Genomic DNA, 11591 nt, shown 5'->3' with positions numbered 1-11591 from the left:
CAGCCTCTGACCATACTGCGCATGTCTGAGGCAAGTCGCTAATCAGGTAAAAAAGGCCTCCAGCCCATGAGACACGGGCGGGAGGTGCTATCAATAAAGAAGTGTGGCCGGGCTGCGGCTCAAACCCGCTTGAAAATTGTCGCGATGCCCTGGCCGCCTATGCACATGGTCACCAGCGCGTAGCGGCCCTGGATGCGCTGCAGCTCGTGCAAGGCCTTGACGGTGAACAGCGCGCCGGTTCAGCACCCAGCTCGGCAAGCTGCTGTCGCGCTGGAAGAAAACCTGAAACACAGCAGGGTAGCCCGCCGCGCTACCCTGCTTGAGTCGGCAATGGCGAGTCGATCAAGTCGCCTGGCGCAGCAACTCACGCCCAATGATGAGTTGCTGGATCTGCGTTGTGCCCTCGTACAGGCGCAGCAGTCGCACGTCGCGGTAAAAGCGCTCCACCGGGTACTCGTTGATATAGCCAGCACCGCCATGAATCTGCACGCCGCGGTCGGCTACGCGGCCCACCATCTCGGTGCAGAACAGCTTGGCGCAGGACACGCGCATGGAAACATCCGGATCGGAAACAGGGGCCGGCTTGGCGTCAAAGCGCTTGGCAACTTCCTGGACCAGCGACCAGCCGGCCAGCAGTTCCGCCTGACTGTCGGCCAGCATGGCCTGGATCAACTGGAACTCGCCGATGGCTTTGCCGAACTGCTTGCGGTCACGGGCATAGGCAACGGATTCATCGATGATGCGCTGCGCCATGCCGCAGGCCACGGCCGAGATGTGCAGGCGCCCCCGGTCGAGCACCTTCATCGCGGTCTTGAAACCTTGGCCAGGCACGCCGCCTATGATGTTGGCAGCCGGCACGCGCACGTTTTCCAGGATCACGTCACAGGTCTTGGTGCCGCGCTGGCCCATCTTCTTGTCGGGCTTGCCAAGGCGCAGGCCCGGCAGGTCGGCCGGCACGATGAAGGACGAGACGCCCCCTGCGCCCGGCCCGCCAGTGCGCGCCATCAGCGTGAAGGCACCGGCGCGCGGTGCGTTGGTGATGAAACGCTTGGTGCCGTTGAGCACGTAGTGGTCGCCGTCGAGCTCGGCACGGGTCTTCAGCGAGGCGGCGTCGGAGCCGGAATCGGGCTCGGTCAGCGCGAACGACATGATCAGCTCGCCACTGGCCACGCGCGGCAAGATGCTCTGCTTTTGCTCCGGCGTGCCGTCCATCAGGATGCCCTGAGAGCCTATCCCGACGTTGGTACCGAACACCGAGCGAAAGGCCAGTGCTGTCTTGCCGATCTCGTAGGCTACCTGGACCTCCTGGCTCATCGACAGGCCGATGCCGCCGAACTCCTCAGGGATCGATAGGCCGAACAGACCCATGGTTTTCATCTCTTCCACGATGTCGGCGGGCACGTCGTCGTGCTCTTCGAGGTGGTTTTCGGCGGGCATCAGGCGCTCGCGGATGAAGCGCTGCACGGTGGGCAACAGGATGTCAAACGATTCAGAATCAAGAGCCATAGTAGTGAAATTGTTAGGATTGAAAAAATAGAGATTCAAATGGCACCGGCAGCTTTCAGACGCCGCAATTCAGCCTCGTCCAAGCCCAGCAGTTCGGACAGCACGTCCTGCGTGCCCTCGCCCAGCACGGGAGGCGGGCGGCGCACCGGCAGGCGCTCGCCGTCGAGCCGGTAGGGAGGCGCCAGCACGTGCACGCTACCGACCTCGGGGTGGGGCTGCTCGGTCAGCAGGCCGCCACGGGCCGTGCGCTCGGAGGTCAGCGCCTCATGCAGGCCTAGCACCTCACCGCAAGGGATGCCGGCGCTCGCCATGCGCTGCAACAGCAAGGCACGCGGCCGGCAGCGCAAGGCCTGCAGGATCTGCGGCAGTAACTCCGCGCGGTTCGCGGTGCGTTGCACGTTGGTCTTGAATCGTCCGTCGTCGGCCAGGTCGGGGCGTTCGATCACTTCCTTGCAAAAGCGCTCGAACTGGCTGTTATTACCCACGGTAATGACAAGCTGACCGTCGGCGGCATCGAAAACGCCATAGGGCACGATGGACGGATGAGAGTTGCCGTAGCGCGGTGGATCTTTTTCGAGTAGCAGGGCTTCGAGCCCGCAGTAGGCGGTGACCATGATGCCGCAGTCGTACAGCGCCATCTCGATGTGACGCCCCTGGCCGGTACGCTGGCGCTCGTACAGCGCCGCGAGCACCGCCTGGGCCGAGTACATGCCGGTGAACAGGTCCACCACCGCCACGCCGAACTTGAGCGGCGACTGGTTGGCCTCCCCATTAAGGGCCATCAAGCCGGCCTCGCCCTGCACCAGCAGGTCGTAGCCCGGACGCGCCGCCTCAGGACCGGTGCGGTCGTAGCCCGAGATCGAGCAATACACCACGTCGGGCCGCACGGCTTTGACCTGCTCGTAGCCCAAACCCATCTTCTCGGCGCCGCCGGCCTTGAAGTTCTGGATCACCACATCGCACTGCTCGGCCAGCGCCAGCGCCAGCCGCTGGCCTTCGATGGTCTGCAGGTCCAGTGTCACCGATCGCTTGTTGCGGTTCACACTGTTGAAATAAGCGGTCTGCGTCGAGCCGACGCTCAAGCCCCAATCGCGGGTGTCGTCGCCCCGCTTCGGATGCTCGACCTTGATCACCTCGGCACCAAAATCCCCCAAGACCATGCCGCACCAGGGGCCGGCCAGCACACGGGAAAGGTCCAGCACACGGATGCCAGATAGTGGAAGCGACAGCTTATTCATGAAAGACTGCACCCAGTGATCAGCCAGCCCATGGCATGGACCTGGGCTGCGGTTATTTTCAGGCCCAACAGCATCACCGGCGCACCGCAGTGTTTTGCCAGGAACATCGCAGCTACCGCTGCGATGGCCGAGATCACCACCCCGGGCGAGAGCTGTAACCAGCGGCCCTTCCAGCCATCAATCATGCCTACTTGCATCACGCTGCTCATTCCGATTTGTATTTAATGGAGCGCAGCAACTCGCCCTGGCGGTCATAGGCCGTGTGCAGGTCCTTGGTTAGCTCCTCGCTGGTTAAGGGCTGGCCGGCCTCCATGCCCATAGCCTCGATGCGCTGGCGCTGCTTGGGCTGATTGAGATACTGCAGCGTCAGGTCCCGCACCTTGGTCTGGATGATTGGCGACAGATCCGGTGTGGCCCAAAGCCCCATCCAACCCACCTCATTGAGCTCGGGGAAACCCAGCTCTGTGAAGGTGGGCACATCAGGCAAGGCCGTGATGCGGGTGGGGTAGTTGACCGCGTAGGCCTTGATCTTGCCGGCCTTGATCAGTTGCAGCGAGGTGGCCGGTGCATCGAACATCAGCGGCACGTGGCCGCCCAGCACGTCCTGCAAGCCCGGCGGCGAACCCTTGTAGCCGATGTGTTTCATCTCCACGCCCGCCAGGCGGCTGAACTGAACGCCCGCGGTGTGGGCCCGCATGCCGGTGGCGTAGGACGCGTAGTCCACCCCGCCCTTTTTCGTCTTGATGTAGCCGATCAACTCCTTCAGGTTCTTGGCCGGTACATTGTTGTTGGCCACCAGCACCAACCCCTGGCGGCTGACCTGCGCGAGCGGCTTTAAATCCTTGAAGGGGTCAAAGTTCACTTTGTAGGCTTGCGGCGTCTCGCTCACGATGCCGCCCTGGATCAGCAGCAGCGTGTGGCCGTCGTGCGAAGACTTGATCAAGTCGTTGACCGCTAGGGCACCGGCGGCACCTGGTTTGTTGTCCACAATGATCGGTTTGCCCAGCGACTGCGTCAGGCCCTCGGCAACGATGCGGGCCAGCGCGTCGGCTGTGCCACCGGCCGGACCACCGACGACGATGCGGACGGGCTTGGTCGGCCATTCCTGGGCGTACGCGCTCTGGGTGGCCACGGCCAGGCCCGCGCCAAGCGCAGTTGCCAGCACGAGTGTGCGCAGGAGGGCGGATTTGAGTTGTTGCATGGTGTGTGTCTCCTAATATTTTTTAAATTGATTCAAACTTCATTCATCAAGCCATGTAGTCACGGGCATGAGACATGCCCTGCTGCTTCGCGCGTTCAGGCGGCCTTGCGCAGGAAGCCCTGATTGCCACCGTTGCGGTTGGGCGCGAAGCCGTTGGCCTGCAGGCTTTCTTCCGCCGTTTCGTAGAAGACGCCGATCTTGCTGATCGCGCGCGCTTGCTGGGCGGTGGCGATCGGGCGGCCGAATTCGCGCGAGATGCGCACCAACTGCTCGATCTGCGAGACGGTGCTCGCCTTGGCGGTGCGCGATTGGTTCCACAGGCCGTCTTCGGTGCCGCAGCGCACATGCAGACCCATCGCGATGCCCATCATGTTGACCGGCAGCACGTTGCGAACGTGGCTTTCCACCGTCAGCACCGCGCCATCGGGCACCTCGCGCACGAAGTTGGCCAGGCTGTAGATGCTGGGCTTGTCCATGCCACCACCGATGGCCACCCAGTTCATCACCAGTGGGCCCTTGTAGATGCCGCGCCGCATCAGGCGCTCCACCGACTCGAAGCTGTTGATGTTGTAGCACTGGAAGGCGCTCTGGATGCCCGCCTTGGTGAGGCGGCGCACATGCTCTTCCACCCAGCCGGGCTGGGCGGGCACCGTCATTTCCTTGTAGGCATTGAAGATGGCGGGGTTCTCGCGCGAGGTGCCCTTGAAATCCGCGATCTCCGCCTGCTCGGTGACGTTCATCTGCGAGGTGTTGACGGTCACCGTCACCTGGTCGGGCTTGGGATCAAGCTCAGCCAGCATGTGGCGCGTGTCGTCGCTCAGCCACTTCGCGGTTTCGCCTTCGTTCTCGGGCGCAAAGCTGATGGAGCCGCCGACCTGGATGATCATCTCGGGCACGGCCTGGCGCACGCCGGCGATCAGCTCGTTGAACTTCGACAGGCGCTTGCTTCCCTTGCCATCCAGTTCACGCACATGTAGGTGCAGCACGGTGGCACCGGCGTTGTAGCAGTCCACCGCCTTCTGGATTTGTGCCTCCATAGTGACGGGGATGTCTTCGGGAAAGTCGGAGGGTAGCCAGCCCGGCGCATAGGGCGCGGCCGTGATGATCAGAGGCTGCTGGTTTTCGGGGTACAGGTGGCCGTCAAGAAAGTTCATGTCATGTCTCCAAAGACAGGTTGGGAGTGAGGGTAGAAATAGGGGGATAGCGTTGATGAACCCGGCGCTCAGTACGGTTTGTCACCGATGATCGCGGCGCGTTCCATCTTGCGCGGAGCGGGCCAGTAGTCCATGACCGCGTAATGCTGGGTAGAGCGGTTGTCCCAGATCGCGATGCTGTTGGGTTGCCAGCGGAAGCGCACCTGGTACTCGGGAATACTGGCCTGGCTGATGAGGTAATTCAGCAGATGGCTGGCGCCGGGCGCTTTGTCGAGGCCGAAGCGCACGTTCTCGGGCGTGTGGTAATTGGCGAAGTGTGTCGTGAAGCTGCAGACGTACAGCACTTTCTCGCCGGTCTCGGGGTGGATGCGCACCACGGGGTGCTCCACCATGGGATTCTCTCTCCCGAACGCCAGGCGCTTTTCTTCCGGCATGACGGCGCCAAAACCGTGCTCAATGCTGCTTTTGGCGCGCAGGCCGTCGATGCGCTTCTTCACGTCCTCGGGCAGGTTCTTGTAGGCCTCCACCATGTTGACCCAGATGGTGTCGCCGCCGACGGGCGGCACCTCGATGCTGCGTAGCACGCAGCCCATGGTCGGGGTCGCACGCCACATGCCGTCGGTGTGATAGTTGTTCTCGTAGTTCTCGCGCTTGTCGTTACGGTAGATCTGCACCAGGCCAGGATGGTCGGGGTCACTGCCGGCAACGGGGTGATTCTCCAATTCGCCAAAGCGGCGGGCGAAGGCCACATGTTCGGCGCGGGTGATGTCCTGGTCGCGCAGGAAAAGCACGCGGTGCTTGAGCAGCAGCGCCTTGATTTCGGCGAACAGATCCGCGTCGCGCGCGGCGTCTCCCAGGTTCACGCCAGAGATTTTGGCGCCTATGCAGCAGGTCAGTTGTTCAACTCGCACGGGGGTCTCCTTGTTGTAGGGCCTGTAAGCAGCGAGTTGCACATGCGGCTATTACGCTGACTACAGTAGACGTATTCTTGGCCTGCGCCCCGATTCACGCTTGACATCGTGCGCCACACATTGACAATGAAAATAAAGTTTCATTTATTTGCGAGATCCATGCAAAACTCCGGCCTGTTATCACTTAAAAGGGATGACTGGACCGGTCGATTGCCCCTCCACCAAAGACGGGCGACCTCACTTTCCAAAACGCCATGACGCCATCCTTGGTTCGAAGCGCGTCTATCGCGAAATACGCTGAAATCGCGCGCGGATTGGGGATCGACCCAGTGCGCATGATTCATCACGTCGGTCTGAACCAGGCCTGCCTGCTCACGCCCGACCTGCGCATCCCTGAGGCCTCACTGGCGGAAGTGCTGGAAGCGTCCGCGAAGTCGGCGGAGAGCGCCTCTATCGGTTTGCTGGTGGGTGAGTCGTGGCGGCTGTCTGATTTCGGCGTGATCAGTCTGCTGTTGCAACACCAGCCGACGCTGCGCCACGCTTTGATAGAGCTCAAGCGCTATAGCCACCTGCTGAGCGACTCGGTGGTTTTGGACCTGATGGAATACCCGACCGTGGCGGTGGTGCAACTGGCCTTGGTGACCGGCCGTAACCACCCTGGACGCCAGCCCATGGAACTGGCGATAGGCGCATTGCTGTCCCTGTGCCGCTTCCAACTCGGGCCGCGCTGGATACCTCGCGGCGTGCACTTCTCCCACGCCGCGCCGGCCAGCGTACAGATCCACCGGCGAGTGTTCGGCCAGCAACTGGAATTCGGCTCGGAGTTCAATGGCATGGTGCTGAGCAAGGGTGACCTGGACCAACTCAATCCACTGTGCGATCCACACATGGCCAGGTATGCCAAGGACTACATCGACCTGCAGCCGCGCAATGACTGTGCCAACGTCGATCACGTTGTACGGCGTGCGCTGCATGTGCTGCTGCCCCGTGGGCGAAACAGCCTCGAACAGGTCGCGCAAACGCTGGGTATGAGCCCCCGCACTTTGCAGCGGCAACTGGAGCAGGTGGGCGAGAACTTCCAGTCGCTGGTCAACGACGTGCGGCGCGAGCAGGCCGCTCGCTACCTCAACGGCCAGGCGCACAGCGTCTCACAGATCGCGGCCTTGCTGGGCTTTGCCGAAACCAGCGTGTTCTCGCGCTGGTTCAGCACCCAGTTTGGCATGCCGCCGTCGCGCTGGAAGAAAACCTGACACGCAAGACCCTCTGTGAGTTGCTGCGCAAAGATGTGACCCGTCAAAAATAGTCAACAGAGATGTTGATGCGGCTATCCACCAACGGAGACGATGTGCTCTAGATCACTTGCACCAAGGTGGCGGAATCTTGTGTGAAAGGTTTGCAGAATTTAATGAAATGGTCTGCCCCATTCCTGCTGACGCTAAGCAGGCCACACTTCAGCGCAGGCCCATCTACCGCTGCAACAATGCCCAGGCCGAGAAAATCGCCGAGATGCGCATTGCTGGCGTGCGGGTGGAAAACGGCAAGCTGCGCGTCACCATAGACGCCAGCCTCTCGCAAGGCGCATTTTCTCTATAAAAAAACGCCTCCGGCCCATAAGTGACGGGCGGGTGGCGCTATCAATAATGAAGTCCGGTTCGCTGGGTGCTGACTCAAACCCGCTCGAAAATCGCTGCGATGCCCTGGCCGCCACCTATGCACATGGTCACCAGCGCGTAGCGGCCCTGGATGCGCTGCAGTTCGTGCAAGGCCTTGACGGTGATCAGCGCGCCGGTGGCGCCGATCGGGTGGCCCAGCGAGATGCCGGAGCCGTTGGGGTTGACCTTGGCCGGGTCCAGGCCCAGATCGCGGGTCACGGCGCAGGCCTGGGCGGCAAAGGCTTCGTTGGCCTCGATCACGTCCAGGTCGGACACTTTCAGGCCAGCCTTTTGCAGCGCCAGCTGGGTCGCCGGCACCGGGCCTATGCCCATGTACTTGGGATCGACGCCGGCGTGGGCGTAGGCCACCAGGCGGGCCAGCGGGGCCAGGCCGCGCGCCTTGGCGGCGCCGGCTTCCATCAGCAGCACGGCGGCGGCGGCGTCGTTGATGCCCGAGGCGTTGCCGGCCGTGACCGTGCCGTTTTCCTTGAGGAACACGGGTTTGAGCTTGGCCATGTCGGCCAGCGTGCAGTCGGGGCGGTAGTGCTCGTCGGTGTCATAGGCCACTTCGCCCTTGCGGCTTTTCAGCATCACCGGGACGATTTGCGCCTTGAAGTGGCCGGCCTCGATGGCGCGCTGGGCGCGCTGGTGGCTCTCGACGGCGATGGCGTCCTGCTCGTCGCGCGTGATGCCCCATTTGGCGGCGATGTTCTCGGCCGTCACACCCATGTGGATGTTCTGGAAGGGGTCGTGCAGCGCGCCCACCATCATGTCGACCAGCTTGCTGTCGCCCATGCGGGCGCCAAAGCGCGTGGCCAGGCTGGCGTAGGGTGCGCGGCTCATGTTTTCGGCGCCGGCGCCTATGGCGATGTCGGTGTCGCCCAGCAAGATGGATTGGCTGGCGTTGACGATGGCCTGCAGGCCGGAGCCGCACAGGCGGTTCACGTTGTAGGCCGGCGTGCCTTCGCCGCAGCCGCCGTTGATGGCGGCGACGCGCGACAGATACATGTCCTTGGGCTCGGTGTTGACCACATGGCCGAACACCACATGGCCGACGTCCTTGCCGTCGACGTTGGCGCGCGCCAGCGATTCGCGCACCACCAGCGCGCCCAGCTCGGTGGGCGGCGTGTCTTTCAGACTGCCGCCAAAGGTTCCAATGGCGGTGCGTACCGCGCTGACAACAACTACTTCACGTTTCATGATGCTCTCCTGGATTTGAAAAAAGGCGGCAGCGGGTTGCTTGACCAGATTCTTAAGCAAAAAGTGCTCTCAGGCCAATCTCCATCACCGCAAGGCGCTAGCAAATAAATAGCGGAAATATTGTCTGCAGGCGTCTCGGTCCGTGAGGCGGTACGCCGCAAACTATCTCAAATCGCAAAGGCCACTTTGCCACATGGCTGTCGAACGCCGATAACTTTACTTCGTTTTCCACACGGGCTTATCGGCACCCAATTCAGGCGGCGGTAAGTCTGCCGTTGGACGAACGCCATCCATCAGCATGGGATTGGCCAACATAGGGGGAACGCTTGCATCACTGGACTCCAGCTTCATGCCGCGCGCGGCCACATGGGGATGCGCCATCACTTGGGTAATGTCCAGAATCGGTGAGCAAGGAACGGCGGACTGGTCCAGCAAGCTGACCCACTCGGCCGTGTCGCGCTGCAGTGCCCATTCGGTGATCATGGGTACCAGCGATTGGCGGTTTGCAACCCTGGCTGGATTCGTGCTGTAGCGCAGGTCGCTGGAAACGGTAGGCTGGCCGACGGCCTCGCAAAAACGGGCAAACTGGCCATCGTTTCCTACCGCCAGCACCATGTGGCCATCGCGTGTGGGAAATACCTGGTAGGGAACGATGTTGGGGTGGGCATTACCCATGCGGGTTGGCGTCGTGTGCCCAATCAGCTGGTTGCTTCCCTGGTTCGCCAGCATGGCGACCTGCACGTCGAACAGTGCGGCATCTATGGTGCGGCCGCGCCCCGTCTGCTGCCGTTCATACAAGGCCGCCAAAATGGCGGTGGTCGCGTAAACGCCGGTCATCAGGTCGGTCACGGCCACCCCCACCTTTTGGGGTTCAGCGCCCTTGTCACCGGTGACGCTCATCAGTCCGGCTTCGGCCTGAATCGCAAAATCGTAGCCCGCCTTATGTGACAAGGGGCCATTTTGTCCGTAACCGGTGATCGAGCAGTAGATCAGCCGTGGGTTGATGGCGCGCAGACTGGCGGCATCCAGGCCGTACTTGGCCAGTTGCCCGACCTTGTAGTTCTCGATCAGCACATCGGCATCCCTAGCCAAGGCTTGCACCTGTTCAATGCCTTCTGGGCTGGCGATATCGATGGCCACCGAGCGCTTGCCTCGGTTGGCGCAGACGAAATAGGCCGCGACCCGCTGCTCGCCTTCACCCCACCAAGGCGGTCCCCAGGTGCGGGTGTCATCACCCGCGCCGGGACGCTCGACCTTGAGGACATCCGCGCCGTAGTCGGCCAGCATCTGGCCAGCCCATGGGCCGGCCAGAACGCGAGACAAATCAAGTACGCGCACGCCTGCCAAGGGGCGTGGTGTTGCGCCGACACCGCTAGCGGTGTCGGGCGCATGAGTATGCGAATGCTCCATTGGGAATGCCTTAGTTCAAGTTCAAGCCGGTGTCAGGAGAAAGCGGCGATGCCGGTGATGGCGCGGCCCAGGATGAGGGCGTGCACGTCATGGGTGCCCTCATAGGTGTTGACCACCTCCAGGTTGACCAGATGGCGGGCCACGCCGAACTCATCACTGATGCCGTTGCCGCCCATCATGTCGCGCGCCACGCGGGCAATGTCCAGCGCCTTGCCGCAGCTGTTGCGCTTGAGGATGGAGGTGACTTCGACCGAGGCCGTGCCCGCATCCTTCATGCGGCCCAGCTGCAGGCAGCCCTGCAGGCCCAGGCTGATGTCGGTCAGCATGTCGGCCAGCTTTTTCTGGATCAACTGGTTGGCGGCCAGGGGGCGGCCGAACTGGTGGCGGTCCAGTACGTACTGACGGGCGCGCTGGAAGCAATCTTCGGCCGCCCCCAGGGCGCCCCAGGCGATACCATAGCGCGCGCTGTTCAGGCAGGTGAACGGGCCCTTGAGACCGCGCACGTCGGGGAAGGCGTTTTCTTCCGGCACGAACACCTCGTCCATCACGATTTCGCCGGTGATAGAGGCACGCAGGCCCACCTTGCCGTGGATGGCGGGCGCGCTCAAGCCCTTCCAGCCCTTTTCCAGGATGAAGCCGCGAATCGCGCCTTCGTCGTCCTTGGCCCAGACGACAAAGACGTCGGCGATCGGGCTGTTGGTGATCCACATCTTGGCGCCGCTCAGCGAGTAGCCACCGGCCACTTTCTTGGCCCGGGTGATCATGCTGCCCGGGTCAGAGCCGTGATTGGGCTCGGTCAGGCCGAAGCAGCCCACCCATTCGCCGCTGGCGAGTTTGGGCAGGTATTTCTGCTTCTGCGCTTCGGATGCAAACTCATTGATGGGCACCATCACCAGGGAAGACTGCACGCTCATCATGGAGCGGTAGCCGCTATCGACCCGCTCGACCTCGCGGGCCACCAGGCCGTAGCAAACGTAGTTCAGGCCAGAGCCGCCATACTGCTCGGGGATGGTGGCGCCCAGCAGACCGAGCTCGCCCATCTCATTGAAGATGGCGCGATCGGTTTTTTCATGGCGAAAGGCGTCCTGCACACGCGGCAGCAGGCGCTCCTGGCAGTAGGCGTGAGCTGCGTCGCGCACCTGGCGCTCTTCATCGCTGAGTTGCTGGTCCAGCAGGAAGGGGTCGGACCAGGAAAAATGGGGGTTCTTGCTCATGGCTTGCCTCTTTACGAAAAATTGTGATGTCTTCATCATACTTTTGAGGTCTCAAGCCAATCAACCGATTGTTTCTCAGTCTCTTATGAGGTTTTGTATTAATTG

11 protein-coding genes and 1 pseudogene are annotated in these 11591 nt (G+C 62.3%); 2 read left to right on the top strand and 10 right to left on the bottom strand.

What is annotated here, in order from left to right; all coding sequences use genetic code 11:
• Positions 1 to 119: 119 nt before the first annotated feature.
• The 7 genes and pseudogenes from BM160_RS21650 to BM160_RS21620 form a co-directional block, all read right to left on the bottom strand.
• Positions 120 to 239, bottom strand: a pseudogene (locus tag BM160_RS21650) (acetyl-CoA C-acyltransferase); the annotation flags it as partial.
• Between the two features lie 103 nt (positions 240 to 342).
• Positions 343 to 1506, bottom strand: a complete 1164-nt coding sequence (locus BM160_RS21645) for an acyl-CoA dehydrogenase family protein (RefSeq protein ID WP_092008220.1) — start codon at positions 1504 to 1506, stop codon at positions 343 to 345.
• Between the two features lie 35 nt (positions 1507 to 1541).
• Positions 1542 to 2744 (bottom strand): CaiB/BaiF CoA transferase family protein, encoded by a 1203-nt coding sequence (locus BM160_RS21640; protein WP_092008219.1) that lies wholly within the window; start codon positions 2742 to 2744, stop codon positions 1542 to 1544.
• Complete coding sequence (locus tag BM160_RS21635) at positions 2741 to 2953, bottom strand: hypothetical protein (RefSeq protein ID WP_092008218.1); 213 nt, start codon at positions 2951 to 2953, stop codon at positions 2741 to 2743. Before BM160_RS21635 ends, BM160_RS21640 begins: the two co-directional genes overlap by 4 nt.
• Positions 2950 to 3945 (bottom strand): Bug family tripartite tricarboxylate transporter substrate binding protein, encoded by a 996-nt coding sequence (locus BM160_RS21630; protein WP_092008217.1) that lies wholly within the window; start codon positions 3943 to 3945, stop codon positions 2950 to 2952. Before BM160_RS21630 ends, BM160_RS21635 begins: the two co-directional genes overlap by 4 nt.
• Before the next feature lie 95 nt (positions 3946 to 4040).
• Positions 4041 to 5099 carry a beta-keto acid cleavage family enzyme gene (locus BM160_RS21625; RefSeq protein WP_092008216.1) on the bottom strand — a complete coding sequence of 353 codons (1059 nt, stop codon included), beginning with the start codon at positions 5097 to 5099 and terminating at the stop codon, positions 4041 to 4043.
• A 68-nt stretch (positions 5100 to 5167) separates the two neighbouring features.
• Positions 5168 to 6010, bottom strand: a complete 843-nt coding sequence (locus tag BM160_RS21620; protein WP_092008215.1) for a TauD/TfdA dioxygenase family protein — start codon at positions 6008 to 6010, stop codon at positions 5168 to 5170.
• Positions 6011 to 6324: 314 nt separating this feature from the next.
• Between BM160_RS21620 and BM160_RS21615 the strand changes: the two genes are divergently transcribed.
• Positions 6325 to 7260, top strand: coding sequence for an AraC family transcriptional regulator (locus BM160_RS21615; protein ID WP_369821816.1), 936 nt, complete (start codon positions 6325 to 6327; stop codon positions 7258 to 7260).
• 160 nt (positions 7261 to 7420) lie between these two features.
• Entirely contained in the window at positions 7421 to 7603 is a 183-nt protein-coding gene (locus tag BM160_RS21610; RefSeq protein ID WP_092008213.1) for a hypothetical protein, read from the top strand.
• A 74-nt stretch (positions 7604 to 7677) separates the two neighbouring features.
• Here the strand turns inward: BM160_RS21610 and bktB are convergent, their stop codons facing one another.
• From bktB to BM160_RS21595, 3 genes are all read right to left on the bottom strand, one after another.
• Positions 7678 to 8862: a beta-ketothiolase BktB gene (gene bktB, locus BM160_RS21605; protein WP_092008221.1), complete on the bottom strand. Its 1185-nt coding sequence runs from the start codon at positions 8860 to 8862 to the stop codon at positions 7678 to 7680.
• 216 nt (positions 8863 to 9078) lie between these two features.
• A complete protein-coding gene (locus BM160_RS21600) occupies positions 9079 to 10272 on the bottom strand; it encodes a CaiB/BaiF CoA transferase family protein (RefSeq protein WP_092008212.1) in 1194 nt (397 codons plus the stop codon).
• A 32-nt stretch (positions 10273 to 10304) separates the two neighbouring features.
• The gene (locus tag BM160_RS21595) at positions 10305 to 11486 is read right to left on the bottom strand and encodes an acyl-CoA dehydrogenase (protein WP_092008211.1); all 1182 of its coding nucleotides are present in this window, start codon (positions 11484 to 11486) and stop codon (positions 10305 to 10307) included.
• Positions 11487 to 11591: the final 105 nt, after the last annotated feature.

The sequence above is a fragment of the Polaromonas sp. OV174 genome (genome assembly GCF_900112285.1).
Lineage (GTDB): Bacteria > Pseudomonadota > Gammaproteobacteria > Burkholderiales > Burkholderiaceae_C > Polaromonas.
The sequence above is the reverse complement of the archived record's forward strand: the minus strand, read 5'-3'. Positions and strand labels throughout refer to the sequence as shown.